The organism is Streptomyces sp. NPDC048516 (genome assembly GCF_043199875.1).
In the GTDB taxonomy this organism is placed as follows: Bacteria; Actinomycetota; Actinomycetes; order Streptomycetales; family Streptomycetaceae; genus Streptomyces.
In genome coordinates this window covers 1-25,901 of sequence record NZ_JBICWS010000017.1, presented here as the reverse complement: position 1 = coordinate 25,901, position 25,901 = coordinate 1, and the positions used below count along the sequence as shown (strand labels likewise).

The 25,901-nt window shown below is 72.0% G+C and carries 21 protein-coding genes and 1 tRNA gene; 12 read left to right on the top strand and 10 right to left on the bottom strand.

Translation table 11 applies throughout. The features are described 5' to 3' along the window. Positions 1–23 precede the first annotated feature (23 nt). From ACGFR7_RS28670 to ACGFR7_RS28660, 3 genes are all read right to left on the bottom strand, one after another. Complete coding sequence (locus ACGFR7_RS28670) at positions 24–1,049, bottom strand: nucleoside triphosphate pyrophosphohydrolase (RefSeq protein WP_393324873.1); 1,026 nt, start codon at positions 1,047–1,049, stop codon at positions 24–26. A gap of 129 nt (positions 1,050–1,178) precedes the next feature. After that, positions 1,179–1,817: a SurA N-terminal domain-containing protein gene (locus tag ACGFR7_RS28665; RefSeq protein WP_393324871.1), complete on the bottom strand. Its 639-nt coding sequence runs from the start codon at positions 1,815–1,817 to the stop codon at positions 1,179–1,181. A 242-nt stretch (positions 1,818–2,059) separates the two neighbouring features. After that, positions 2,060–2,458, bottom strand: a complete 399-nt coding sequence (locus tag ACGFR7_RS28660) for a MerR family transcriptional regulator (RefSeq protein ID WP_393324869.1) — start codon at positions 2,456–2,458, stop codon at positions 2,060–2,062. A gap of 77 nt (positions 2,459–2,535) precedes the next feature. Here ACGFR7_RS28660 and ACGFR7_RS28655 point away from each other — a divergent pair, with 77 nt between their 5' ends. From ACGFR7_RS28655 to cpt, 3 genes are all read left to right on the top strand, one after another. Further along, positions 2,536–3,324 (top strand): amidohydrolase family protein, encoded by a 789-nt coding sequence (locus ACGFR7_RS28655; RefSeq protein WP_393324867.1) that lies wholly within the window; start codon positions 2,536–2,538, stop codon positions 3,322–3,324. Positions 3,325–3,561: 237 nt separating this feature from the next. Then, positions 3,562–5,142: a DUF2079 domain-containing protein gene (locus ACGFR7_RS28650; protein WP_393324865.1), complete on the top strand. Its 1,581-nt coding sequence runs from the start codon at positions 3,562–3,564 to the stop codon at positions 5,140–5,142. Between the two features lie 17 nt (positions 5,143–5,159). Then, positions 5,160–5,696, top strand: a complete 537-nt coding sequence (gene cpt, locus ACGFR7_RS28645) for a chloramphenicol phosphotransferase CPT (protein ID WP_393324863.1) — start codon at positions 5,160–5,162, stop codon at positions 5,694–5,696. 139 nt (positions 5,697–5,835) lie between these two features. Here cpt and mfd read toward each other — a convergent pair whose 3' ends face one another. The 6 genes from mfd to ACGFR7_RS28615 form a co-directional block, all read right to left on the bottom strand. Further along, on the bottom strand, positions 5,836–9,381 hold the full coding sequence (gene mfd / locus ACGFR7_RS28640) for a transcription-repair coupling factor (protein WP_393324861.1): 3,546 nt from the start codon (positions 9,379–9,381) through the stop codon (positions 5,836–5,838). Positions 9,382–9,590: 209 nt separating this feature from the next. Further along, complete coding sequence (locus ACGFR7_RS28635; protein ID WP_393324859.1) at positions 9,591–10,166, bottom strand: phospholipase A2; 576 nt, start codon at positions 10,164–10,166, stop codon at positions 9,591–9,593. Between the two features lie 420 nt (positions 10,167–10,586). After that, the gene (locus tag ACGFR7_RS28630; protein ID WP_393324858.1) at positions 10,587–11,645 is read right to left on the bottom strand and encodes a cellulose-binding protein; all 1,059 of its coding nucleotides are present in this window, start codon (positions 11,643–11,645) and stop codon (positions 10,587–10,589) included. Between the two features lie 164 nt (positions 11,646–11,809). Then, positions 11,810–12,745: an LCP family protein gene (locus ACGFR7_RS28625; RefSeq protein ID WP_393325027.1), complete on the bottom strand. Its 936-nt coding sequence runs from the start codon at positions 12,743–12,745 to the stop codon at positions 11,810–11,812. A 266-nt stretch (positions 12,746–13,011) separates the two neighbouring features. Continuing rightward, complete coding sequence (locus tag ACGFR7_RS28620; protein ID WP_393324856.1) at positions 13,012–15,747, bottom strand: SUKH-4 family immunity protein; 2,736 nt, start codon at positions 15,745–15,747, stop codon at positions 13,012–13,014. 5 nt (positions 15,748–15,752) lie between these two features. Further along, positions 15,753–16,760 carry an SMI1/KNR4 family protein gene (locus ACGFR7_RS28615; protein WP_393324854.1) on the bottom strand — a complete coding sequence of 336 codons (1,008 nt, stop codon included), beginning with the start codon at positions 16,758–16,760 and terminating at the stop codon, positions 15,753–15,755. A gap of 321 nt (positions 16,761–17,081) precedes the next feature. Between ACGFR7_RS28615 and ACGFR7_RS28610 the strand changes: the two genes are divergently transcribed. Together ACGFR7_RS28610 and ACGFR7_RS28605 are read left to right on the top strand one after the other, a co-directional pair. Next, positions 17,082–17,621, top strand: a complete 540-nt coding sequence (locus ACGFR7_RS28610) for a YwqJ-related putative deaminase (protein WP_393324852.1) — start codon at positions 17,082–17,084, stop codon at positions 17,619–17,621. A gap of 8 nt (positions 17,622–17,629) precedes the next feature. Further along, complete coding sequence (locus ACGFR7_RS28605; RefSeq protein WP_393324851.1) at positions 17,630–18,184, top strand: SUKH-3 domain-containing protein; 555 nt, start codon at positions 17,630–17,632, stop codon at positions 18,182–18,184. 206 nt (positions 18,185–18,390) lie between these two features. Here the strand turns inward: ACGFR7_RS28605 and ACGFR7_RS28600 are convergent, their stop codons facing one another. Next, positions 18,391–19,917 (bottom strand): sensor histidine kinase, encoded by a 1,527-nt coding sequence (locus ACGFR7_RS28600; protein WP_393324849.1) that lies wholly within the window; start codon positions 19,915–19,917, stop codon positions 18,391–18,393. A 156-nt stretch (positions 19,918–20,073) separates the two neighbouring features. On the opposite strand from ACGFR7_RS28600, the gene ACGFR7_RS28595 reads away from it, so the two are divergent. The 7 genes from ACGFR7_RS28595 to ACGFR7_RS28565 all read left to right on the top strand — a co-directional run bounded on the left by ACGFR7_RS28595 (position 20,074) and on the right by ACGFR7_RS28565 (position 25,799). Further along, positions 20,074–20,928, top strand: coding sequence for a hypothetical protein (locus ACGFR7_RS28595; RefSeq protein ID WP_393324847.1), 855 nt, complete (start codon positions 20,074–20,076; stop codon positions 20,926–20,928). Between the two features lie 27 nt (positions 20,929–20,955). Then, positions 20,956–21,026, top strand: a tRNA-Gln gene (locus ACGFR7_RS28590). A 133-nt stretch (positions 21,027–21,159) separates the two neighbouring features. Continuing rightward, positions 21,160–22,617, top strand: coding sequence for a bifunctional UDP-N-acetylglucosamine diphosphorylase/glucosamine-1-phosphate N-acetyltransferase GlmU (gene glmU / locus ACGFR7_RS28585; protein ID WP_393324845.1), 1,458 nt, complete (start codon positions 21,160–21,162; stop codon positions 22,615–22,617). A 72-nt stretch (positions 22,618–22,689) separates the two neighbouring features. Further along, complete coding sequence (locus tag ACGFR7_RS28580) at positions 22,690–23,664, top strand: ribose-phosphate diphosphokinase (RefSeq protein WP_006605140.1); 975 nt, start codon at positions 22,690–22,692, stop codon at positions 23,662–23,664. 205 nt (positions 23,665–23,869) lie between these two features. Continuing rightward, a complete protein-coding gene (locus ACGFR7_RS28575) occupies positions 23,870–24,463 on the top strand; it encodes a 50S ribosomal protein L25/general stress protein Ctc (RefSeq protein ID WP_393324843.1) in 594 nt (197 codons plus the stop codon). A 144-nt stretch (positions 24,464–24,607) separates the two neighbouring features. Continuing rightward, complete coding sequence (gene pth, locus ACGFR7_RS28570; RefSeq protein WP_159481256.1) at positions 24,608–25,195, top strand: aminoacyl-tRNA hydrolase; 588 nt, start codon at positions 24,608–24,610, stop codon at positions 25,193–25,195. 79 nt (positions 25,196–25,274) lie between these two features. Continuing rightward, entirely contained in the window at positions 25,275–25,799 is a 525-nt protein-coding gene (locus tag ACGFR7_RS28565; protein WP_393324842.1) for a hypothetical protein, read from the top strand. The last annotated feature ends 102 nt before the right edge of the window (positions 25,800–25,901 follow it).

The window sequence follows — 25,901 nt, the reverse complement described above, 5'->3', positions numbered from 1 at the left end:
CCCGGTCTCCGACAGCCCTGGTCTCAGACGGCCCCGGTCCCGGCCTCGCCCTCGGCAGCCACCACCGCATCCCGGTAGGCCCGTGCCGCCGCGCGCAGTGCCGCCTCCGGGTCCACCCCCTCCGCCTCGGCCCGCATCGCCAGCGCCAGGAGCTCGTACCCGATGCCCTGGCCGGCCGGGGGTGCCACCTCGAGCCCTGCCGTACGGGCGCGCGCGGCGAGCTTCGCCGCCAGCGCCAGGCCGGGCTGGGCCAGCGGAACGCCCTCGGTCACCGAATCGCGCTGCTTCTCCTCCGCCTTCACCCGCAGCCACTGCGCCCTGACGTCCTCCGGGGTCGCCGCGTCCGCCTCCCCGAAGACATGGGGATGGCGGCGGATCAGCTTCTCGACGATCCCGCCCGCGACATCGTCGAGGGAGAACGGCTCATCGGGGTCGTCCTGGGCGATCCGGGCATGGAAGACGACCTGGAGGAGGACATCGCCCAACTCCTCGCGCAGCGCCTCGCGATCGTCCTCCTCAATGGCCTCGACCAGCTCGTACGCCTCCTCGATGCCGTACTTGGCGAGGTCGCGGTGCGTACGGATGCTGCTCCAGGGGCAGGCGGCGCGGATCTGGTCCATGACCTGGACGAGGTCGAGCAGCCGGGCGCCGGGCAGGTCGTAGGAGCCGGGCAGCAGCTCCAGGTCCGGCATGGTCTCGCGGCCGGAACCGGCCAGCCGGGCCAGGCCGTCGGTCAGCGCGCTCTCGCCGTCCGCGGAGGTCAGGACGACGGCCGTACGGTCGCCCGGCACGCAGTAGTCGACGAGTTCGCGGGCGGCGGGGGCGGCCGTCTCCACCTCGATGCCGGCTTCCCGCAGATAGGGCAGCTGCGGATGGTCCGGGTCGGTGCTCAGCACCCGGTCCGCCCCGCGCAGGATCTGCCAGGCGGGCCAGGACAGGAGTCCGGGGGCGACCCGGTGGCTGGTGGTGAGCAGGACCAGGCGTCCGGTGCCGGTGCCCTCGGGGCGGGCTTCGGCGCCGGTGTCGGCGGCGGAGGCGTCAGCGTTCACGCCTCGAACGTAACGCACCGCACCGACAACGCCCGGAGCCGGTGGGCGGCGGGCGGCATGGACGGCCGGCGGCAGTGGGCAGCCGGCTGCAGTGGGCGGATACCGCCGGCCACCCGCAGACAGCCGGGCTCAGGCCTGCTGCTTCACCGGCTCCCTGGTGATCCACGGGTCCTTGGTCTCGCCGAGGATGACCTGGTGGTCGTCCCACTTGCCGAACCGGGGATTGACGTCGATCCCCATGGACCGGGAGGTCTTGGCCAGTGCCTGGGCGAGCTTCTGCTGGCCCTGCGGCTTGCCGCGGTCCGCGCCGAGCCGCTGGGCGACGCCGTCGAGCAGCAGCTGATTGCGGACCATGGCGTCGATCTCGTCGGGGGCGATGCCCTGCTGGAGCCACATCTCCTTCAGCCGGTCGGCGCCGCCGGCCTGCTTCTCCGCCTGGGCCCGCCACCGCTGGACGTCGCGCCGGGTGACCGTCACCCCGGCATCGTGCGCGCCGCGGGCCAGCACCTCGTCGAAGATCATGCCGTTGAGGGTGGCCAGGCTCAGCCGGCCGGTGTTCATGATGAGCTGGTCGCCCTGCGGCGACCTGGCCTGCGCGGCGCGGACATCCTTCACCTTCGCCTGCAACTGCGAGACGGTGATCCGCTTCCCGTCCACGAGGGCCGCGGCCCCGGGATGGGCCTCGCTGCCACAGGCCGCGAGCAACGGGGCCGCGGCCAGCAGGCCGGCGGTGGCGGATACGGAGAGCGCTGTCCTACGGCGGAACACATGGCCTCCCGGCAGATCGTGCGACGGAGTCTCGACCTTGGTGGATCGATGCTATGGAGTCGGCGTGGCCCAGGCCACTGCTTCGGCCAACGATCTGGGGCGGGGACGGTTCCGCTCCCGGGCGCCGGTTCGCCGCGCGCGCAAGCGGCCTGCGCGCAAGCGGCCCTGCGCGCAAGCGGGCCCGCGGGCAAGCAGCCCTGCACGTAAGCGGGCCGCGCGTAAGCCGGCCTGCGCGTCAGCAGTCAGCTCCCCGCCGTGGCCGCCGCCTCAGCGGTGGTGATGGTCTGCCGCAGGATCTTCCGGGCCGTGGCGATCTCGGCAGAGCGCTGATCCAGCGTCCGCAGCTGGGTGCGCAGCGCGTCCAGAATCCCGGGGCACGGCAGCACCGTTGCCCCGGCGGTGGTGCAGGGGAGCACCTGACGGATGACCCGGGTCGGCAGTCCCGCCGCGAGCAGGGCCCGGATCCGCTGCACCTCTTCCTCGGCTCCCTCGTCGTACCTGCGGTATCCGTTGGGCAGGCGCCCGGGCCGCAGCAGCCCCACCCGCTCGTAATGGCGCAGCAGACGTTCGCTGGTCCCGGTCCGTTCGGCCAGTTCCCCGATGAGCACCGTCCACCCGCCCTCTCCGTAGTTGACCTTCACACGGTGTCAAGGAGCAACAGTGAGCCGCCCGGTCGCATTCCGGATGCCGGACCGCCTCGGAGAAATCGGAGAATCTTGTGATCATCGATGCCCACAGCCATGTCCACGACCCGGTGGAGCACCATCTCGCCGGCCTTGACGACGCCGGGGTGGACCGCACGGTGCTCTTTGCGACGCGCCCGCACCCGGAACGGGCCGTCGATCTTGCCTCGCTGCGTCACGAGATGAGCGCCCTCGACAACGCCCTGGCAGGCCGGGGAAACGATGCCGACGGCTACCGCACCGCCCGGCGGGAGCTGGACGAGGCCCTGGCCGCGCACCCGGACCGGTTCATCGGGTTCGGCGCCGTTCCTCTCGACCTGCCCGAGGAGCGCATCGCGGCCGTGGTCGAGCGCGACGTGGTGGGGCGGGGACTGCGCGGTATCGGCGAGCTCACTCCTCCGGCAGGTCAGGCCGCTCGCATCGAGCCCGTGCTGCGGGCCGCGCACGACCATGGCGGGCTACCCGTCGTGGTGCACGGTTTTGCCCCCACCACCGCCGAAGACCTGCGTACCCTCTCCCGGCTCGCCACTCGGTACCGGGCGGTCCCGCTGGTGATCAGCCAGCTCGGCGGGATGCACTGGATGGAGGCCATCGAACTGGTGCGGGACACCCCGAGCATGTACCTGGAACTGTCCACGGCCAATCTGATCTTCGCGGTGCGGATGGCGGTCCAGGAGATCCCCGAGCGCACGCTGTTCGGCTCGGACGCCCCCTATGGCGATCCCCTGCTGGCCCGTACCACGGTCGAACGTGTCACCTCTCCCGGTGAGGTCCGTGACAGGGTGCTCGGAGGGACGGTGGGAGCGCTCCTGGGTCTTGGCTGACGGCCACCGAAGCGTCCGCGCCCGGTGGTTCGGAGCGGTGGGCCGGGCCGTCCTTGCCCACCGCTCGCCCGCCCCGCCCTGGAACGGACGCCCCGGCGCGCGCGTCTGACCCACTGCCACCCTCTTGCCGACCCCTTGCCGCCCACTGCCACCCCCGCCATCACCGTCGCAGCGGTCGCCGGGCCGGCCGGGACTCCGCTTCGAGTATCTTTTCGACAGTTGAGAGTGAGGATCCGCATGGACACGGCCGCAGTAACGGCTGGGGGCGCCCCCGGACGGATTCTTGGGGAGGACGTCGGCGCTGTGCCGCCGCCCCGGACCGCTGCCCCGGCCGGGTCCGTACCGGCGCCCCGGTCCGCCCCGCCGCCGGCCGGCCACGAGGCCACGGCCGCCGGTGCGCCGCCACCGGAGGAGCCCGGCCGGCTGCGGCGCACCGCGCACCGGCTGCGCGCCCGGACCGCCCCCCTGCGGGCCCCTCGCTTCGACCCGTACTGGACGGCGGGGTTCTTCTTCGTCGCGTTCGCGCTGCTGGCGCTCTACCATTTCCGCACCCTGTCCGCGTCCTCCTGGGACCTGGGCATCTTCGAGCAGGCCATACGGGGCTACGCCCACTTCCGGGCGCCGATCGTCGACCTCAAGGGCCCCGGCACCAACATCCTCGGTGACCACTTCAGTCCCGTACTGATCGTGCTCGCCCCGTTCTACCGGCTGTTCCCCTCCCCGCTGACCCTGCTGATCGCGCAGGCCGCGCTCTTCGCGCTGTCCGCGATACCGGTCACCCGCGCCGCCGCCCGCACGCTGGGCCGCGTCCCGGGCCTGGCGATCGGCGTCGCCTACGGCACGTCCTGGGGTGTGCAGAAGGCCGTCGACTTCGACTTCCACGAGATCGCCTTCGCGCTGCCGCTGATCGCCTTCGCGCTCGAAGCGGTGCTGCGCGGGCGGTGGACCGCGGTGGTGTGCTGGGCCGCGCCGCTGGTGCTGGTCAAGGAGGATCTGGGGGTGACCGCGGCCGTCATCGGTGCGCTCGCCCTGATCCGTACCCGGCGGGCCAGTCCGCTGGCCATCGGCCTGGTCGCCTTCGGCCTCAGCGCCACCGCCGTGACCCTCGGTGTGCTCATACCGGGGTTCAACGGCTCCGGCTCGTACGACTACTGGAGCAAGTTCGGCGCCGACGGCGGCGGCCTCACCATCCCGCTCGTCACGGCCGTGCGCACCACCCTGTGGGTGCTGCTGCCCACCACCGGCCTGCTCGCGCTGCGTTCCCCGCTGCTGCTGGTCGCGCTGCCCACGCTGGGCTGGCGTTTCCTGTCGCACGAGCCGCACTACTGGGGCATCGACTGGCACTACAACGCCGTCCTGATGCCGGTGGTCTTCCTCGCCCTGATCGACGCCCTGCCCGGGGCCCGGGTCTCCGCCCGGCCCTGGCTGCGCTCGTACGCCCACCATCTGCCGGCCGCCGTGGTGGCCGTGGCGCTCGCGCTGACCACCACGCTTCCGCTGGCCCGCCTCACCGAAGGCGCCACCTACCGCACCCCGCCGGACGTCACCGCCGCCGAGAAGCTGCTGGCACGGATACCCGACGGTGCGAGCGTGGAGTCCGACATCCGGCCGCTGAGCCGCCTGGCCGGCCGCACCCGGGTCTTCTGGATCGGCGACACCGGCGGTCTGTCACCGGAGTACGTCGCCGTGCAACTCCGCGACCACCGCACCCCGCGGCAGGCGCTGGCGGATGCCGCCGCCCGCCACCCCAAGTCCACCTACGTCATCCTGGGAGGCGCCGGGGACCTGCTCGTATTTCACCGGACATCCGCCCGCTGAACGCGTACGGTACCGCGATGACCACCGATGTGATCGTCCTGAACGGCGGCTCCAGCGCGGGCACTTCCACCCTCGCCCGGGCCCTGCAGGAGACCCTGCCCCGCCCCTGGCTGACCTTCGGCGTCGACACCTTTATCGCCGCCCTGCCGCCCGCCCTGATGACCTCCCCGGACGGGCTGGTCCTCGCGCCCGACGGCACGGTCTCGGTCGGGCCCGCGTTCCGCGCGCTGCAGACCGGCTGGCTGCACGGCATCGCGGCGATGGCCCGGGCCGGCACCGGCATCATCCTCGACGAGGTCTTCCTCGACGGCGGCGCGGGCCAGGACCGCTGGTGCCGGGCGCTGGACGGCCTGACGGTGCTGTGGGTCGGCGTCCACTGTGATCCCGGCACCGCCACCGCCCGCGAACTCGCCCGCGGGGACCGGGTGGCAGGCATGGCCGCCACCCAGGCCGCGCTGGTGCACCGGGGCGTCCGCTACGACATCGAGGTCGACACCACCGACACCGATCCGGGCGTCTGCGCCCGGGGGATCGCCGCCCACGTTGCCGGGTGACCCGCCGTTCCTCTTGCCGTTGTTCTTTCCCGCCTTCGGCGGGAGCGGGGTGGGTGGTGTGGTGGGGCCCCGGTAGCTGAGTGGTGGCCGGCGGGGCCCACCCGGCAACGTGGGAAGCAGGGCTACGTGCCCCAACCGGCTACGAGCCCAAGATGGTGGCCAAGAACTCCCCCACCCACGACAGCAGTTCGCGTCCGACCAGCGGCTTGCCGCCGATCTTGCCGGTGGCCGGGCGCGGCACCAGGATCTGACGGGTGGCCGGCTTGAGGACCGTACGGGGGTGGAGCCGCTTGAGCCGCAGCTCCTGCGATTCGCGCAACTCCACCGGCCCGAAGCGGATGTTGGAGCCCTGCAGGGTGATGTCCGTGACGCCGCAGGAGCGGGCGAGCATCCGCAGACCGGCCACCAGCAGCAGATTCTCGACGGGCTCGGGCAGTTTGCCGTAGCGGTCGGTCAGCTCCTCGCGGACGGCCGCGATGTCCTCCTCCGAGGAGGCGGAGGCGATGGCGCGGTAGGCCTGCAGGCGCAGCCGCTCGCCGGGCGCGTAGTCGTGCGGGACATGGGCGTCGACGGGGAGCTCGATCTTGACCTCGAGCGGGGGCTCCTCCTCCACGCCGCCTTCCAGGGAGGCCCGGTAGTCGGCGACCGCCTCGCCCACCATCCGTACGTAGAGGTCGAAGCCGACGCCCGCGATATGGCCGGACTGCTCGCCGCCGAGGAGGTTGCCCGCGCCGCGGATCTCCAGGTCCTTCATGGCGACGTACATGCCCGCGCCCATCTCGGTGTGCTGGGCGATGGTCGCCAGCCGCTCGTGGGCGGTCTCGGTGAGCGGCTTCTCCGGCGGGTAGAGGAAGTAGGAGTAACCGCGCTCGCGGCCGCGGCCCACCCGGCCGCGCAGCTGGTGGAGCTGGGAGAGGCCGAAGTTGTCGCCGCGCTCGACGATCAGGGTGTTGGCGTTGGAGATGTCGATGCCCGATTCGACGATCGTCGTCGAGACCAGGACGTCGAACTTCTTCTCCCAGAAGTCGACGACGACCTGCTCCAGCTGCGACTCGCCCATCTGCCCGTGGGCGGTCCGGATCCGGGCCTCGGGGACGATCTCGCGGAGCCGGGCGGCGGCGCGGTCGATCGACTCGACGCGGTTGTGGATGTAGAAGACCTGGCCCTCGCGCAGGAGTTCACGGCGGATGGCGGCGCCGATCTGCTTCTGCTCGTAGGGGCCGACGAAGGTGAGGACCGGGTGGCGCTCCTCGGGCGGGGTGGTGATCGTGGACATCTCGCGGATGCCCGTGACCGCCATCTCCAGGGTGCGCGGGATGGGCGTGGCGGACATGGTCAGGACGTCGACGTTGGCGCGGAGCTTCTTCAGCTGTTCCTTGTGCTCGACGCCGAACCGCTGCTCCTCGTCGACGATGACCAGGCCCAGGTCCTTGAACTTGGTCTCGGAGGAGAACAGCCGGTGGGTGCCGATGACGAGGTCGACGGTGCCGTCGCGCAGCCCTTCGAGGACGGCCTTGGCCTCGGTGTCGGTCTGGAAGCGGGACAGCGCCCGGACGTTGACCGGGAACTGGCCGTAGCGCTCGGTGAAGGTGCCGAGGTGCTGCTGGACGAGGAGCGTGGTCGGTACCAGGACCGCCACCTGCTTGCCGTCCTGGACGGCCTTGAAGGCGGCGCGGACCGCGATCTCCGTCTTGCCGTAGCCGACGTCGCCGCAGATCAGCCGGTCCATGGGGACCGACTTCTCCATGTCCTCCTTGACCTCGGCGATGGTGGAGAGCTGGTCGGGCGTCTCCGCGTAGGGGAAGGCGTCCTCCAGCTCGCGCTGCCAGGGGGTGTCCGGTCCGAAGGTGTGGCCGGGCGCCGCCATCCGGGCGGAGTACAGCTTGATGAGGTCGGCGGCGATCTCCTTGACGGCCTTCTTGGCGCGCGCCTTGGTCTTGGTCCAGTCGGCGCCGCCGAGCCGGTGCAGGGTGGGGGCCTCGCCGCCCACGTACTTGGTGACCTGCTCCAGCTGGTCGGTGGGAATGTAGAGGCGGTCGCCGGGCTGGCCGCGCTTGGCGGGCGCGTACTCGACGAGGAGGTATTCGCGGGTGGCGCCCTGGACCGTGCGCTGCACCATCTCGATGTAGCGGCCGACACCGTGCTGCTCGTGGACGATGAAGTCGCCGGCTTCCAGGGTCAGCGGGTCGATGGTCTTGCGGCGGCGGGCCGGCATCCGGGCGCCGTCCTTGCCGGCCGCCTTCTGGCCGGAGAGGTCGGTCTCGGTGAGGACCGCGATCCGCAGGCCGGGGTCGATGAAGCCGTTGTCGAGGGTGCTGCAGGAGACATGGACGAGGGAGGGGGAGAGCGTGGCGAGGTCGGCGTCCAGGCGGGCCGGGATGCCCTCGCCGCCCAGGACCTCGACCGTACGGGCCGCCGGGCCGTGTCCCTCGGTGAGGAACAGCGTGCGCCAGCCGTCCGCCAGCCACTGCTTGGTGTCGGCCAGCGCCCGCTGGGTGTCTCCGCGGTAGGTGTCGGGGGCGTGCATGCCCAGCTTGAGGGTGTCGCCGTCGCCCTCCAGCTCCTCGCCGGACGCGAAGGGGCTGACCGACCACCACATCATCCCCAGCTCGCGCGCCCGGTCCCGGACGTCCGCGAGGCCCCACAGGGAGGCCGCGCCCACATCGATCGGCGCCTCTCCGCCGCCGGCGCTGGCCGCCCAGGACGCCTGCAGGAACTCCTGGCTGGTCGCCACCAGGTCGGCGGCCCGGGTACGGACCCGCTCCGGGTCGCACACCAGCGTCATGCTCCCGGCCGGCAGCACGTCCAGCAGCAGCTCCATGTCGTCCACCAGGACCGGGGCCAGCGACTCCATGCCGTCGACGGCGATCCCCTCGGCGATCTTGCCGAGCAGTTCGCCCAGTTCGGGATGCTTCTCGGCGAGCGCCGCCGCCCGCTCCCTGACGGTGTCGGTCAGCAGCAGCTCACGGCACGGCGGCGCCCACACGCCGTGCTCGGCGACCTCCAGGGACCGCTGGTCGGCGACCTTGAAGTAGCGGATCTCCTCGACGTCGTCGCCCCAGAACTCCACCCGCAGCGGGTGCTCCTCGGTCGGCGGGAAGACGTCCAGGATCCCGCCGCGGACCGCGAACTCACCGCGCTTCTCGACCAGCTCGACACGGGCGTACGCAGCCGCCGCCAGGCCGTCGACGATCTCTTCGAGGTCGGCGCTCTGCCCGGTGCGCAGGCTCACGGGCTCCAGGTCGCCCAGGCCCTTGACCTGCGGCTGGAGCACGGAGCGGATGGGCGCGACGACGACGGAGACGGGGCCGGCCGTCGGGTCGTCGGTGCGCGGGTGGGCGAGCCGGCGCAGCACCGCCAGGCGCCGGCCGACGGTGTCGGAGCGCGGCGAGAGCCGCTCGTGCGGCAGCGTCTCCCAGGACGGGAACTCCACGACGGAGTTGTCCTCGCCGGCCGGCATCAGGCTGCGCAGCGTGGCGGCGAGATCCTCCGCCTCCCGGCCGGTGGCGGTCACCGCGAGCACCGGGCGGCCGGCCTGCCGGGCCAGCGCGGCGACCGCGAGGGGGCGGGCGGCGGGCGGCCCCACCAGGTCCAGATGCGGCCGGTTCCCGTCGGCCGCGGCCTGCAGCGCTTCGGCGAGCGCCGGGTCCCGTACGACGGCGTCGAGCAGACCAGTCAGGCTCATCAGAAGATTCCGTCCCAGCGAGGCGAACAACGCAGCAGCCCGACACGTCTCACGGGCCGGGGTTGCCAAGCGTACGCCCGCCCGCGACCCGGGCGGGCCGCAAGCCCGGGAGGGCCCCGGCGCGCCGGACAGCACGCGCCGGGGACGCGCTCCCGGCCGCGGCGCGAGCCGCCGGCCCGGAGCGGCGCAGATCAGCCAGGAGCGGCAGATCAGCCGGCGACCCTGACCGCGGCGTAGTACTTGTCCGCGGTCTTGAGGCAGGCGGACTTCATTTTCTTCCGCATCGCCGGGGTGAGCGGGTCGGCCCAGGGCTTGTACTGGCAGGCCTTGCGCATGTCCTGCAGGAATACGTCGTCGATGCGCTTCTTGTGGTCCCGGCGCCAGGCCGGCTTGCCCACAATGGTTTTGTAGTTGCGGTAACCGAAGTCGTGGCGGTGGCAGGAGTAGGTGAAGTCGTAGCCGCCCGGCAGCTTCTCGGGCGAGCTGTTGCAGCCGTTGGTGCTCCAGTTGAAACGGAAGTAATTCGAGCCCGAGCGGTACAGCCCGAGGTACTTGAACCAGGCGTCCTGGGACGCCTGCCCCTTGCTGGTCAGCGACTTGAGCTTCTTCAGCCGGTACGCCCCGCCGACCGCGGGACCGGCCACGTCCGCCGCGGAGATCTGCCGCGCCACGGTGGACGGTCCGGTCGTGACCGCCTCCTTTGCCGGCGCCGCGGCGAGCGCGGGTGCCGCCGTCCCCAGAGCGAGGACGCCGGCCAGTACGACACCTCCGAAAGAGGTCCGCATCGTGTTCACTTGTTTCCTTCCCCGATTTCATGCTGCAGAGGAGCCGTATACGAAATCGGCCCCGGGGAGGAAAATAGCGTGGTGGCGCGGTTTCACAGGGGGAATTAACGGAAATGCCCGGGCGCCCTCACGGGAACCCTGCATTCCGCAAGGCCGGACATGGCGGCCCAGGAGACAACTTGATCACTATGTCCGAATGCGTCCGGTGCACAAAAGGGGCTCCATGCACGCAAACCCCTGACGCGCGCGGATCATTGTGATCCGGGACACCCTCGCGCCGCGGCCCCCCGGCATGCCGTACACCGGGGCCTGCCGTGTCGCGCCGGGCCGGATGCGCGCCGGCACCCCGGCGCCCTCACCGCCCATGCCACCGGCTACCTCCGCGGGCGGGCGGCAGGCCGGGCGGGGCGGGCGGTGCGGTCAGGCTCCCGGGCCGCCGCGCCGACGGGGCAGCTGCGTCTCCAGGGTGTCGTCCTCGTCGGAGCCGGGACCGGAACCGGAACCGGAACCGGCGGCGGTGACGGCTGCGGTGGCGGTGCCGGTGGCCTCGTGCCGTCCGCCGTCCTCCACGCTCCCGGCGCCCTCGTCGCCCCCCTCCGCCACCGGCGCCTTCCCGGTGAGCACCGCCAGGCTGTTGCGGACATGGGTCATATGGACGCGTACCTCTTCGCGCTCCGCGTCGTGTTCGCGCAGGATCCGCTCCGTGGTCCGCTCGGCGCGTTCCTCCTCCGCCCGGGCCTGGGCCAGGAGTCCGGCGGCGCGGTCCTCGCCGTCCTCCTGACGGTGCCGGGCGGCTTCCTCCGCCTCCGCGTACAGCCGCCGGGCATCGGCGCGGAGGGCCTTCCCGCGGGCGTCCAGCTCCGCGACGTGCCGGTCCGTCTCCGCCTCCAGCGCCACGAGCTCCCGCCCGGCCGCGTCCCACTCGTCCGTCTGCCGCTTCTCCTGATCGCTGAGCAACTGCGCGGTGCGCCGGCGCACCTCCGCCAGCCCCTCGGCCGCCTCACTGCGCAGCCGCTCGGCGTCCTCGGCCGCCTCGGCCGCCAGTTCCGCGGCCTCCCCGCGCGCCGCCCGGTCCGTGCGCCGGGCCCGGGTATCCGCCTCGGCCCGCAGCGCGTAGGCCGCCCGCTCGGCCGCGTCCCGGACGTCGTCCGCGTGGGCGGCGGCCTCCCCGCGCGTCCGCTCGGCCGCCTGCTCCGCCTCGGCCCGCAGCCGTGCCGCCTCGGACTCCGCGGTCGTCAGGATCAGCCGGGCGTCGCTGCCGAGCGATTCATACGTCTGCGGCGGCTGCTGCGCCAGATAGGCACGCAGCTCCGCGAGTTCGGCCTCCATCTGCTTGGACAGGACGGTGAGCCGTGCGGCGCGCTCCCAGCAGGAGTCGCGGTCCACCGAGAGCCCCGTGACCCGGCGGTCCACGTCCTCCGGCCGGTAGCCACGTCCTCGTACGGCCTCGAACCCGTGAGGCGAAACCGATGCACTCATCCCTCAAGCCCCTCTCCGCCGCGCACAGCAGTCGCGCGACCCGCAGCGTTCCGCTTCATCTCGCATGATTCCGTGCAGCACCGTGCAGTGACCCGCACTTCCCGCGGATCGCACCGAAAGCCGCAACCTCGCGGCACTCCGTCCAATCCACCCACCAGGATGCGTTATTTATCGCCAGAAGTCGGAATCCGATCATCTGCGCGCAGCGCCTGGAACAACCGCCTCGCCCCGGTTTCGTCCCACTGCAGCACCGCCCCGACGCCGCTCACCATCACCCCGGGCCGCACCACCGGAACCGTCGTCGCCGTCCCGCCGCCCCCGGCGATCTGCTTCATCGACCAGCCCATATCCAGCACCCGCGCCATGTCGGCGCCCCGGTCCACGGTCAGCGCCGCCAGCGAGGTGTGCAGCACCCGCTGCAGCCGGGACGGATCGAGCAGGACGTCCGGGGAGGCCATCTCGTCGGCAACCGCACCGAGCAATTGCCGCTGGCGCTTCACCCGTCCGAGGTCACCGTCGGGGTCGGCATACCGGGCCCGTACGTACGCCAGCGCCTGGGCGCCGTTCATCCGCCGGCAGCCCGCCGCGAAGTCCGCCCCCGACTTCTCGTCCCGCAGCGGCTTGTCCAGACACAGCCGCACACCGTCCAGGGCGTCCACGACCTGCACGAAGCCCAGGAAGTCCACCTCGGCATAGCGGTCCATCCGCAGCCCGGTCGCCTGCTCCACCGTTCGGGTGAGCAGCTGGGGCCCGCCGTCCGCATAGGCCTCGTTGATCTTGCGGCTGCCGTGGCCCGGTATCGGGACATAGCTGTCGCGCGGCAGGCTGACCAGCGCCGGTCCGTGATCGCCGTAGTGCAGCACCATGATCGTGTCGGTGTTCTGCACCTCGTTGTTGCCGACGTGCAGGTCCTTGCGCTGCCGCGGGGTCAGCGCACCGCGGCTGTCCGAGCCGACCAGCAGCCAGTTCGTGCCCTTGCCCGCGGGCGGCCGCCCCGGATAGTCGGCCAGCGCGTCCCGGTGCCGCAGCTGCCGCCCCGCCGAGACGTACAGCCAGGCCCCGATCGCGACCACCACCACGGCCAGCACCAGCAGCGTCACCAGGAGCCAGACGAGCCACGCCCACCGGCGCCGGGGCGGGCCCGGCCCGCGCAGTGACCTGGCCGTCCGCCGCCGGTGCCACCAGCGCGGCCGCCCCGCCCGGTACAGCGTCGCCGGCGTCGACGACGACGGCTGCGACAACGGGGGTATCGGACGGCCCATATAGGCATGGTCAGGGCACCCGACCCGTACCGCTCGTCGAACGCCCTGACCATGCCGCTACCGCGGAGTCCGCCGCCGCCCCCGGTGGAGCGCCGCCACCGTCCCTACAGCAGCCCGTCCCACATCTGCTCCAGCAGCACCGACCACCAGGTCTCCGGCGACCCCAGCGCCGGCGGGTCCAGCGCGACCAGCTGCGCCTGGAAGTCCACGGTCCAGCGGCCCGCCTGCTCGGGCGTCAGCCCGTACCGCAGTCGCCACATCCGCCCCAGCATCGCCAGACACCGCGCGAACTCCGGCAGACCGGAGTTCACGAACTGCGGTGTCGCGGGCGCACCGCCGGGACCGGCCTCCATCGGCACCGCCACGATGTGCGCGGTCCCGTACTGCACACACAACTGACGGCCGAAGTCATTGCCCATCACCAGATACGACCCGGCATCCGAGGCGGGCTGCACCATCCGCTCCGCCGCCAGCTCCGCCAGCGTCGGCACCGGCCGGTGCGGCTGCGCCTGCGCCCAGAAGAACGGCCCGAAGTCGACCGGCAGCCCGGACCACACCAGCGTCTGCGCCACCACCTCGGGCACGCCGTGCCGGGAGACCGCCCGCTGATCGAAACGGAAGATCCCCTGCGGTCCGAACGCCTGCTCCAGCTCCTGTCCGATCGCCTGCGGCGGCACCGGGGGCACCGGCTGCACCTGCGACGGATGCGGCAACGGCACCCGCACCGGCGCCGGCCGCGCCGGACCGTCCGCGACCTGGTGCAACTCGCCCTGATGCTCGACGAGATGCCGTACGCCCTGCTGGCGGGAGGCATGGTCCCTGCCGTACGCGGCGGTATGGCTGATCCGCACCTGCGGCCAGGTGTCCCGGATCATCCGGGCGCAGTAGCCGCCCGGCAGATCGCAGCACTCCAGCTCCGTGTGCAGCTCCAGCACCTGCTGCGGGGGAACGTTCATCCCGCGCAGCTCGTGCAGCAGCTGCCACTCCGGATGCGGCGTACCGGGCGCCGAACGACGCACGATCTTCTGCTCGGAGCCGTCCGGCGCGCGGTAGCTGAGCACGGCCATATAGCCCGGACCGACGGTCGGCTGACCGCTGGGCGCCTGCGGATAGCCGTACGCGCCGCTGCCGCCGGCGGGCGGGGCACCGGGACCCTGCTGCGCTCCGGGCTGTCCCTGCGGAGGCGCGGGCTGGGCGGGCTGACCGGGCGGGGCCTGGGGCGGGGCCTGGGGCGGGGCGACGGGGCCGGCCGGCGGCGGCATACCGGGGCCGCCGGTACCGCCGCCGGGCCCGTGGGCACCGGGACCATTGGCACCCGGCCCGTTGGCACCCGCGAGACCGGCCTGCAGCGACGCACCATCGGCCAGCATCGTCGCCGCGGCATGCACCCCACCACCGGCGCCACCCGCGGCGGGCGGGGCGGGTGGCGCGGCGGGCGGAGGCGGAGGCGGACCGTCCGGACTGCCGGAGCCGGAAGCGCCGGGCCCCTCGGGACCACCGGTCGCACCCGGCCCGTCCGTCCCGCCCGGTCCGTCCACCGCACTGAGATCCAGCTCCGCCGCATCCAGCTGCGAGACCATCTGCGTCGGTACGTAGCCACCGGCCGGGGCTCCGGACGCGCCGGGACCGGACGCCGCGGGCCCGCCGGACGGGCCCGCACCGGCGGGACCGGGCACACCGGGAGGCGGCGGAGCCGCGGCGGCGTTACCGGGCAGCGACGAACCATCGGCCAGCATCGTCGCCGCGGCATGCACCCCGGCATCCCCACCGCCCGCGGGCGGCGCGGGCGGCGTCCCGGGACCGGGCGCAGGGGCACCCGGCGGGGGCGGTACGTCGGCGACCGGCGGGCCGGACGGCGGCGGCAGATCCGGCAGCCCCGCAGCGGCGGGCGGCGCGGCAGGCATCGGCGGCGGTACGGGGACGCCGCCCGGCCCGCCGGCCGGGCGCACCTGACCGGCCCCGGGACCGGCCCCGGGGCCCGCACCGGGACCGGCCTCGTGCGGCAGGTCCAGCGCGGGCGCCACCTGCGTACGCGGCAACTGACTGCCGCCGTGCAGCAGTTCGGTCTTCGCCTCCGGCCGGGCGCGGGGCACCTGCGGGGTGTCGTCCTCCTCGTCGAAACCGGCCAGCGGCGGCGCGAAGACCGTCGCGGGCAGCCCCACCGAGCGGTCGTCGCCCCCCGCACCGGCGGTCGTGTCCGTCCCGGCCCACGGCGTCGGCGCACCGGCCGCGCCGGGGGCCGCGGCCGCCTCCTCACCTGCGTGGGCGGCCGCACCCTCGGTGCCGTTCACGTTCACCCCCGCCCAGGCGTCCGAGGCCGGCGGCTCGGCAGCGGACGCGGGCGCAGCGGGCGCAGGCCCAGCGGACGCGGGCGCAGCGGACGGAGAAGCCCCGGGCGAAGCCGCCGGCGCCGGGCCCGCAGCTCCCGTCGCACCCGTGCTCCCGGCACCCCGCCGGCCCGGCCCGCCGATCGTGTCCGCCACCTCCTGCAGCCACTCCGGCGGCGTCAGCAGAAACGACGTGGCCTCCAGGTCGATCCGCTGCGGCGGCACCTCGGGCGCGCCGTACCCGCCGTCCGCGGGAGCGCCGTACGTCTCCTCGTAACGCCGGATCACCTCACCCACCGGCAGCCCCGGCCACAGCGTCGTCTCCCCGCTGTCCCGCGCGATCACCATCCGGGCCCGGCCGCCGTCCGTCGACGGACCACCCTCCCGGTCCTCGGCCCAGGCCACGAAGCCCAGATCGAACTCCCGCACCCGCACCTCACGATGCAGCGGCGCCGGGACGTCGCCGTTCACCCACAGCTCCGCGCGCTCCTGCGCCTGCGCGAACGTCACCACCGTGCTCAGCCCCCCACCGCAACCGCGTACGCAAAACCGCCGTCGACCATCAGGTTCGCCACGGTGTCCAGCTCCGGCGGATTGCCCACCAGCCGCTGCAGAAAGTCATCGAAATCCGCGCCGCACGGCAACAGCAGCCGCTCCACCCGCTCCTGCACCGTCCAGCCGTCCTGGTCCCGCGCGTCGTCGTACGGGCAGAACCACACCGAACCGAGCGCCTCGCCGCGCACCTTCACCGCGACCACACCGCCCTGGACGAACGCCACGCCCAGGTAGTCCTTGGTGAAGTGGTCCCGCAGGCACTTGTTCACATAGATCAAGTCGTTGACCGCCGCGTCGTCGCGCACCGTGAAGAACGGCTGGTCGAGCAGCAGCCCCAACTCCGCGTCCAGCGCCGCGCCCACCGGAGCGCAGCCGCCCGCGGCCTTCAGGAACGACCGGTAGGCACCCGGCAGCCGGTAGCCCAGCGCCTCCTCGGCCTGCGCCACCTGCTCCTCACCCACCGACAGATCGCGGTGCGGCAGCCCGAAATGCACCGGCCGGGTCTCCTGCAGCGGCCGGGTACCACGCCGGTCGTGTGCCACCGCGGCCGTCGCCAGCCCGCCGTGATGGCGCAACAGCGCCTTCACCTCGACCGGGATCAGCTCCATCCGCCGGGTACCGGCCACGTGATGCCAGGTCCAGCCGTGCGGCGTCGCCACGGCCGGTACATCTATCCACAGCTCGTGCCCCTGCGCGTGCAGGGCCGCATTCGCCGACACATAGTCCGTCAGCCGCAGCTCGTCGACGCCGAAACCCTCCGGCGGCTCGGCGATCTCCGCCGCGGCGCGCGCATACGGCGAGAACTCCGGGAAGCCGCGGGCGTCCATCCGCACCCCGGCGGGGTACCGCGTGGCCCGGACCGGATCCGGAAAATGCACGACCTGTCCGGCATAGGCCGCATTCGGTGGGACGGTACCCCCCACCACCTGGGGGCCGGGGTGTGCCCCCAGCCCTTGCCGACCTGTCGTCATCGCGGTTGCCCCCTGGCTGAAAGCTGGCTTTGGGGCACAGCCTATGCCGTACCGCAACACCCGCCCCCGCCCGCCTGCCCCACACGTCAGCCCCGCGACACACCGGCGTCACCCACCGGCACACCACCCCCGAGCCCCCCGCGCACCACCCCGCCCACCAGCCGCGTTCCACCGCGCCCGACGCCCCGTCAGCTCGCCGTGACATCGCCGACAGGCCGCCCGACTACCGCAACACCCAGCACATTTGGCAGGCTGACCCTCCCCCACCATTGGCGGGGAGACCCCCAGCACCACGGGGATTCGGGGAGGGAAAGCACCACCATGAGCACCACCGCACGCCACCACAACTCAGCCGCCGGCGATCCCCGCACCGCCGCCGGCGACCCACGCATCGGCTGGAGCGGCACCACAGACGCCCATAGCGCGCCCGCCCTCCACCACCGCCGCGACGGCATCCTCCCCACCATCGGCGCCGCCCTGTCCGTACGCGGACAAACCCTCACCTGCACCGCGAGCAAGGCCGAACAGCCCCCCGCGCTGCACCCGCTGGTCCAGGATTTCCTCGACACCCTCGCCACCGCACAGCGCGAACGTTTCACCGGACGCTGCCCCGAAGCCGTCCTGCTCTCCCGCCACCTCACGGCCGTCGAGGGCAACCGCGGCAAACGCGCCTCCCGCAAACCCCTCACCAATGGCGAAGCCCGCCGCTCCCTGAAACACTCCAAGATCACCGCACGCCACATCCGCGAGGACGGCGACCCCCAGCACGGCAGCTACGCCCCGCCCTGTCGCTCCTGCGACGCACTCCTCGCCCACTTCGGCGTCATGCCCATCAGCGGCACCACGCCCACAGGAAGCTGACCGCCACCATGCCGCCCACCACCCCCGGCCCCCGCACCCCGGCCCACGACCGCGTCGACTCGACCCGCTTCCCCGCCGCCGTCGACGTCGCCCTCCAGGAAGCCGGCTGGCAGCCCGGCCGCTGGGACATACAGCAGGCCGAACACTGGGCCGACACCCTCCGCGCCCACACCTCCCCCGCCGGCCACCGCCACACCGTCTTCCCCGCGGCCGTCGAGGCCTGGGCCGAATTCGGCGACCTGCACATCACCGGCCCCGGCCCCGGGCGCCACATCGCCCCCACCCCGTTCGCCATCAACCCCCTGCACGGACTCCACCTCGCCCGCACCCTCGGCGACCTCGGCCGCGCACTGCAAACCGACGTGGCCCCCCTCGGCCGCGAAGAACTCACCACCGACGGCACCACCTACGGCCAGGCCACCCTCGCCATCGACACCGAAGGCCGCGTCTACAGCCTCGACCACACCGGCGACTGGTACCTGGGCCCCGACCTCGACAGCGCCCTCGGAACACTGGTGCTGGGCACGAGGCCGGGCCGGCTCGGCTTCGCGACTTACGGCTGACGCCGTAGGCGTCGGCCGGGCCGCTTGCTGTTCGTGGTGGGTGCCGGTGGCGGGCCTCCGGGGGTGGAGCCCACAACGGACAGGAGGGGGCGGGAAAGAACCACAGAAGGAAAAACGGCGGATCACCCGGCACCGTGGGAAGTCACGGCCGGGGCGGCACGGCCACGTGGGAAGTCACGGCCGTCGCGGCACGGCCACGTGGGAAGTCACGGCCGTGGCGGCACGGCCACGTCGGAGGCCGGAACAACCGCCGACACCCGGAACCCACCCGCCTCCGTCGGCCCCGAGACGAAAACGCCCCCCAGCGCCGTCACCCGCTCCCGCATCCCCACCAGGCCGTTGCCGCCGCTCGGCAACCCCGCATCGGCCGCGCCGCCCTCACAGGGCCCGTTCTCCACCTGCACGGCGAGCTCGCCGTCGCGATGCGCCAGCCGCACCCGCGCCCGCGCACCCGGCGCATGCTTGTGCACATTCGTGAGCGCTTCCTGCACCACGCGGTACACGGTCCGCTCCACCCGCGCCGCATACCGGCGCCCGGCCACGGCAGGCGTCCCCTCCCCCGCGGACCCGCCCTCCGCGGCCCCGTCCTCCGCAGACCCGTCTTCCGCAGCCCCGTCCACCATCAGCTCGACCGCCATCCCGGCCGCCCGGGACTGGCCCACCAGATCCGCCAGCTCCCTCAGACACGGTCCCTCGCCATCCGCGTCCCCCGCCCCGGACACCGGCGACGCCGCCGCCCCGGGACCGGAACCACCGGTCGCCGCGGACGAGGCCGATGCCCCGCCCGCGGACGGCTCGGACGCCCGCGCCTGCACCGTCGCCTTCGCGCCCGCCTGCGACGCCACCGCCGCCAGCCGCTCCGGCGCGCCCGACGCCGCGCCGCCGCGCCCCGCCGCCTCGGCCGTACGCAACACCCCCAGCATCTCCCGCAGCTCGGTCAGCGCCTGGCGCCCCATGTCGCCCACCAGCCCCGCGTTCTTCGAGGCCTTCTCCGGATCCTTCAGTGCCACCGCCTGCAGCGCGGCCGCGTGCACCACCATCAGACTCACCCGGTGCGCGACCACATCGTGCATCTCCCGCGCGATCCGGGTCCGCTCCTCGTTACGGGCCCACTCGGCCCGCTCCTCGGCCCGGTCCGCCAGCAGCGACAGCTCGCGCTCCAGACCGTCCGCCCGCTCCCGCAAGCTCTCCACCAGCCGCCGCCGGGCCGCGATATACATCCCCCACAGCACCGGCGGCGCCGTCAGCACCAGCCCCACCGCCAGCGCCATCAAAGGCACGAACCACATCGGCGGATGGAAGTCCTGCTGCGCCGCGACATCCTCCCGCAGGCTGAGGAACGTCGTCACCAACGTCCCCGTCACCGTCATGCCCGCCAGCAGGGCCGTGATCCGGCGCGGCACATCCGACGCGGCCAGCGTGTACAGCCCCACCACGCTCAGCAGCCCGCCCATCTCCGCGGGCATCACCGCGATCGAGACCAGCACCACCACCACAGGCCACCGCCGGCGCACCAGCAGCACCGGCCCCGCCAGCAGGCCGAGCACGATCCCCAGCAGCTCGGGCACCTGCGCCTCATGCGCGAAATCGATGCCCTCCCACATACACTCCGCCGCGGAAGCCACCGCCAGAAACACATCCAGCGCCGCACTCCGCCGCCGGGCCCACCACCACGGCCCCGTCACCGGCGCACCCCGCGCGCCCACACCTTCACTTGCCCCCGTCGCGGTCATACCGCCCAGCCTACGGGCGCCCGCCCCCGATTCCCCGCCCCGTTACCGGTCATAGACCAGGCCCATTACCAGCCCTTACCACCGGTTATCGCTCGAACTGTTGAATCGCCCACATTTTCGCCCCTTCCGCACGCCTGGTCACGGCACCCTGTTCCCATGCCGAACACCCATCGGAGCCGCCCGGACTACGACGCGTTACGCACCCAGGCCGTCGCCCTGCGCCGCGCCGGCCTCAGCCGCCGCCAGATCCGCGACCGCCTCCACGTCCACAACAACGACATCCTCAACCGCCTCCTCGAAGGCGTCCCCGCCCCCGACTGGACCCGCCGCCCGAACGCCAAGGACGGCCTGCGCGACCGCGCCCGCGCACTGCGGAAGCAGGGCCGGACCTACGACGAGATCCAGGTGGAACTGGGCTGCTCGAAGAGTTCGATCTCGCTGTGGGTACGGGACCTGCCGAAGCCGCCACCCCGCACCCCCGAAGAGGCCTCGGCCATCGCCCGGCGCGGCTGGGAGGCAACCCTCAAGCGGCGCGACGAGGAGCGGCAGCGGACCAAGGCCTACGCCACGCAGGAAATCGGCGCACTCTCGGACCGCGAGCTCTTCATCGCCGGTGTAGCCCTCTACTGGGCGGAAGGCACGAAGGACAAGCCGCATGCCCGACGGGAGGGCGTCACCTTCGTCAACAGCGACCCGAACGTGATCCAGCTCTACCTGGCCTGGTTGAGCCTGCTCGGCGTGGAAGCGGAACGAATCGGCTACCGGGTAATGATCCACCGCACCGCCGACGTGGCGGGTGCCGAGCACTACTGGGCCGATCTCGTCGGAGTCGATGTGGCCGCACTCCAGAAGACCACCATCAAGAAGCACAACCCCAAGACCGTCCGCAAGAACGCCGGGAAGGCGTACCACGGCTGCCTGGTGATCCGCGTCCTGCAAAGCGCCGACCTATACCGTCGCATTGAAGGCTGGTGGTACGGCATAGTGTTGGGTGCCAAGCGGTCGACGTAGCGAAATGCCGACCGCTTGACAATGCCCTCCCCCATGGTGTAAGGGCAGCACAACGTCTTTTGGTGTCGTCGGTCGAGGTTCGAATCCTCGTGGGGGAGCAACTGCTACGGGCAAGCAAATTTCGGGTCCTGACTACCAAGTCAGGACCCGCCCGCGTTTCGGCTGCTATACGCACCGGTATCCTTCGGGTGACCACCACCCGAAGTAGCCAAGAAGCCGAAGGGCATCCCCGTGAGCGCCAACCGCCCGGCAGCCGTCGTCGTTCTCGCAGCGGGTGAGGGCACCCGTATGAAGTCGGCGACCCCCAAGGTCCTGCACGCACTCTGCGGCCGCTCCCTCGTCGGACATGTCGTCGCCGCCTCCCGAGAGCTGGATCCCGAGCATCTCGTCGTGGTCGTCGGCCATGCCCGTGAGCAGGTGCAGGCGCATCTGGCCGAGGTCGACCCCGCCGCCCGCACCGCCGTGCAGCACGAGCAGAAGGGCACCGGCCACGCGGTCCGCACCGCCCTGGAAGAGCTGAGCAACAGCGGTGTCGCCCTCGACGGCACCGTCATCGTCGTCTGCGGCGACACCCCGCTGCTGACCGGCGAGACCCTGCGGCTGCTCAGCGAGACGCACGCGGCGGACGGCAATGCCGTGACCGTCCTGTCCGCCGAGGTCCCGGACTCCACGGGCTACGGGCGCATCGTGCGCGAGGCGGGTACCGGCGCGGTGACCGCGATCGTCGAGCACAAGGACGCCACCGCGGGCCAGCGCGCGATCCGGGAGATCAACTCGGGTGTCTTCGCCTTTGACGCGCAGCTCCTGGTGGATGCGCTCGGCAAGGTCCGTACGGACAACAGCCAGGGCGAGGAGTACCTGACCGACGTGCTGGGGATCGTGCGGGAGGCCGGGCACCGGGTCGGTGCGGCGGTCTCCCCCGACCACCGGGAGACCCTGGGGATCAACAACCGCGTGCAGTTGGCGCAGGCGCGGCGGCTGCTGAACGACCGGCTGCTGGAGCGGGCGATGCTGGCCGGTGTGACGGTGGTGGATCCGGCGTCGACGTGGGTGGATGTGTCGGTGACGTTCGAGCCGGACGCGACGGTCCACCCGGGTACGGAGCTGCGGGGTGCCACGCATATCGCCACCGGTGCCGAGGTGGGTCCGCAATCCCGGCTGACGGACACGTCGGTGGGTGCGGGCGCGGTGGCGTCGTTCACGGTGGCCGAGGGTGCGCGGATCGGTGAGGGTGCGCAGGTCGGCCCGTATGCCTATCTGCGGCCGGGGACGGATCTGGGTCCCAAGGCGAAGGCCGGCACGTATGTGGAGATGAAGAACGCGTCGATCGGCGAGGGCACGAAGGTGCCGCATCTTTCGTATGTGGGAGATGCCACGATCGGTGACTTCACCAATATCGGTGCGGCGAGTGTTTTTGTGAACTACGACGGTGAGGCGAAACACCACACGACGGTCGGGTCGCATTGCAAGACGGGGTCGGACAACATGTTTGTGGCTCCGGTCACGGTCGGGGACGGCGCTTATACGGCGGCGGGCTCGGTCATCACCAAGGATGTGCCCCCGGGTTCGCTGGCGGTCGCGCGTGGCCAGCAGCGGAATATCGAGGGTTGGGTCGCGCGGAAGCGGCCCGGAAGCGCCGCCGCGCAGGCGGCTTCGGCCGCTCGCCAGGATGCCGAGGGCGAGCGGTGACCGTGCAAGGGGTGCGTCGTGCGGGGCGTACCGTGATGAACGCACGCAAACTGTGATTCGAGGAGATTTGCTGTGACCGGGATCAAGACGACCGGCGAGAAGAAGCTGATGCTCTTCTCCGGCCGCGCCCACCCCGAGCTTGCCGAGGAGGTCGCGCACCAGCTGGGTGTGGGCCTGGTCCCGACGAAGGCATTCGACTTCGCCAATGGCGAGATCTATGTCCGCTATCAGGAGTCGGCGCGTGGCGCGGACTGCTTTTTGATTCAGAGCCACACGGCTCCGATCAATAAGTGGATCATGGAACAGTTGATCATGATTGATGCGCTGAAGCGGGCTTCGGCCCGGAGCATCACGGTGGTCGTGCCGTTCTACGGTTATGCGCGGCAGGACAAGAAGCACCGTGGCCGTGAGCCGATTTCGGCGCGGCTGATCGCGGATCTGATGAAGACCGCGGGTGCGGACCGTGTGGTGACCGTGGATCTGCACACGGACCAGATCATGGGCTTCTTCGACGGTCCGGTGGATCATCTTTTCGCGCTGCCGGTCCTCGCGGACTACGTGGGCGCGAAGGTGGACCGCGACAAGCTGACGGTGGTGTCGCCGGACGCCGGCCGGGTGCGGGTCGCGGACCGCTGGTGCGACCGCCTCGGTGCGCCGCTGGCGATCGTCCACAAGCGGCGTGACAAGGACGTGGCGAACCAGGTCACCGTGCACGAGGTCGTCGGCGATGTGAAGGACCGGGTGTGTGTCCTGGTCGACGACATGATCGACACCGGTGGCACGATCTGTGCGGCGGCGGACGCGCTGTTCGCGAATGGCGCGTCGGATGTGATCGTGACGGCGACGCACGGCGTGCTGTCGGGTCCGGCGGCGGACCGGCTGAAGAATTCGAAGGTGAGCGAGTTCGTGTTCACGAATACGCTGCCGACGCCTTCGGAGCTGGAGCTTGACAAGATCACGGTGCTGTCGATGGCACCGACGATCGCCCGCGCGCTCCGTGAGGTGTTCGAGGACGGCTCGGTGACGAGCCTCTTCGAGGAGCAGTGAGCGACGGCTCCGGGCGGCCTGTGAGGTAGTCCGGGGCTGATCGACTTTGGGGCGGCCTTCCGGCCGGGTAGACTCATCGAGTTGCTCGGCGAGGGAGGCCGCCCTTTTGTGGTGGCTGTCCGTTATCGACGCGCTCTTCGTAGCAGGTCTGTCGTGGGCCGGGTGACGCCCACCAGATGTTTTCTGCGATACGAGGAGTGCCGTTATGGCTGAGGTCAAGCTCGCCGCCCAGGTTCGTACCGACTTCGGTAAGGGTGCCGCGCGTCGTGCGCGCCGCGCCGACCTGGTTCCGGCTGTCATCTACGGCCACGGTGCCGAGCCGCAGCACGTGGCGATCAACAACCACGCGCTGATGATGGCGCTGAAGACGCCGAACGCCCTGATCCGTCTGGACTTCGAGGGCAAGACCGAGCTGGTCATCCCCAAGGCCGTGCAGCGTGAGGCGATCCGCCAGTTCCTGGTGCACGTGGACTTCCTGGCCGTGAAGAAGGGCGAGAAGGTCTCCGTCGAGATTCCGATCCACGTCGAGGGCGACCTGGCGCCGGGCCAGCACGTTCTGGAGCACGTCCTGAACGCGCTGCCGATCGAGGCCGAGGCCACCCACATCCCGGAGTCGGTCACGATTTCCGTCCAGGGTCTGGACGCGGGCGCTTCGGTGCTGGCCAAGGACGTCACGCTGCCGTCGGGTTCGACGCTGGCCGTGGACGAGGACGCGGTCGTGCTGCAGGTTGTCGCGGCGCAGGCCGAGGCTCCGGCCGAGGAGGCCGCCGAGGGTGAGGGCGAAGGCGCCGAGGCCTGAGTCGTTTTTCGCTGAGGGATTTTCTCGGCGAGTGGTCCAGCCGCTGCCGCGCGCCTTGGGGCGCGGGGTGGCGGTTGGGCTGTTTCATGGGCAGTTGCGGTCGGGGCCGGTGCGGGGTCGCCGGCGGATGTGGGAGTGGCTGAGATGGCGGACGCTGATCCGTGGCTGGTGGTGGGGCTGGGTAATCCGGGCCCGGAGTATGCGCGTAATCGCCACAATGTGGGTTTCATGGTGGCGGATTTGCTGGCGGAGCGGATGGGGGGCCGTTTCAAGGCGCACAAGGCGAGGGCGCAGGTGGTGGAGGGGCGTTGTGGTGCGCCCGGTCCGTCGAGTCGTCGTGTCGTGGTGGCGAAGCCGTTGTCTTTCATGAATCTGTCGGGTGGGCCGACGACGGCGTTGCGGGATTTCTACAAGGTGCCGGTCGGCAACATCATTGCGATTCATGATGAGTTGGACATCGATTACGGCGCGTTGCGGCTGAAGCTGGGTGGCGGTGACAACGGTCACAACGGTTTGAAGTCGATCACGAAGTCGCTGGGTGCGGAGTATCACCGGGTGCGGTTCGGGATCGGGCGTCCGCCGGGCCGTATGCAGGTCGCTGATTTCGTGCTGAAGGATTTTTCCTCGGCGGAGCGGCGCGAGCTGGACTACTTCGTGGACCGTGCCGCGGATGCGGTGGAGACGCTGATCGTGGACGGTCTGGAACGGGCGCAGAGTACGTACAACTCCTGAATGGGGCAGCGGGGGTCAGGCTCTGACGAACCGTTGTCGGAGGTTGACCGGGTGCGGGTTATGGCCAAGGATCTCCGCCATGCCCAGAAGCAGTACGCGCACCCGTCCGGTCAGACGTAGTCGTACCCGGCGGGCCGGTGAGAGCGCCTATGGGGCGCTGCTTCTCGCCCGGACCGGGGTGATGGGGCTGCTGGCGTTGCTGCTGCTGGTGGCGGGGGTGTGGACCTCGTGGCACACGGCGCAGTACGCGATGCTCGTCAAGGCGCGGGAGCGCGGGATGATGACGGTGTCGGCGTGTGAGGCGGAGCGGTGCACCGGCTCGTATGTGCCGACCGGGGGCGATGGCCGGCCGCGGCCCAGGGTGACGATCGCGGAGGCTGCGGCGGGGGGCAAGGGCGAGCGGGTCGAGGTGACGGTCGAGCCGGGGACGGCGCGTGCGGTGCGGACCGGGGCGGCCGGGATCCTGCATGCGTGGGTGCCGTTCGCGGGGTCGTTGCTGCTGGCGGCGCTGGTGGTGGCCGGGGGGATGCGGCTGCGGCGTACGGCGTGGGTGATGGGTTTGTTGGGGGCGGTGTTGCTGGGCGCGGCGTTCGCCGCGCTGTAGGCGGTACGACGGCGGCCCCCCCCCCCCGGGGGGGGGGGGGGGCCCCCGGGGGGGGGCCGGCCGGGGGGTTTAACCCGGGGTTGGGCCGACCGCCGCGGCCCC

Coding starts and splice junctions, on each gene's coding strand:
- mfd (WP_393324861.1), bottom strand. CDS start 9,381: ATGAGCCTGACTGGTCTGCTCGACGCCGTCGTACGGGACCCGGCGCTC.
- ACGFR7_RS28610 (WP_393324852.1), top strand. CDS start 17,082: ATGAGCACCACCGCACGCCACCACAACTCAGCCGCCGGCGATCCCCGC.
- pth (WP_159481256.1), top strand. CDS start 24,608: ATGGCGGACGCTGATCCGTGGCTGGTGGTGGGGCTGGGTAATCCGGGC.
- ACGFR7_RS28565 (WP_393324842.1), top strand. CDS start 25,275: ATGCCCAGAAGCAGTACGCGCACCCGTCCGGTCAGACGTAGTCGTACC.
- ACGFR7_RS28630 (WP_393324858.1), bottom strand. CDS start 11,645: ATGAGTGCATCGGTTTCGCCTCACGGGTTCGAGGCCGTACGAGGACGT.
- ACGFR7_RS28575 (WP_393324843.1), top strand. CDS start 23,870: ATGGCTGAGGTCAAGCTCGCCGCCCAGGTTCGTACCGACTTCGGTAAG.
- ACGFR7_RS28600 (WP_393324849.1), bottom strand. CDS start 19,917: ATGACCGCGACGGGGGCAAGTGAAGGTGTGGGCGCGCGGGGTGCGCCG.
- ACGFR7_RS28605 (WP_393324851.1), top strand. CDS start 17,630: ATGCCGCCCACCACCCCCGGCCCCCGCACCCCGGCCCACGACCGCGTC.
- ACGFR7_RS28635 (WP_393324859.1), bottom strand. CDS start 10,166: ATGCGGACCTCTTTCGGAGGTGTCGTACTGGCCGGCGTCCTCGCTCTG.
- cpt (WP_393324863.1), top strand. CDS start 5,160: ATGACCACCGATGTGATCGTCCTGAACGGCGGCTCCAGCGCGGGCACT.
- ACGFR7_RS28650 (WP_393324865.1), top strand. CDS start 3,562: ATGGACACGGCCGCAGTAACGGCTGGGGGCGCCCCCGGACGGATTCTT.
- ACGFR7_RS28595 (WP_393324847.1), top strand. CDS start 20,074: ATGCCGAACACCCATCGGAGCCGCCCGGACTACGACGCGTTACGCACC.
- ACGFR7_RS28615 (WP_393324854.1), bottom strand. CDS start 16,760: ATGACGACAGGTCGGCAAGGGCTGGGGGCACACCCCGGCCCCCAGGTG.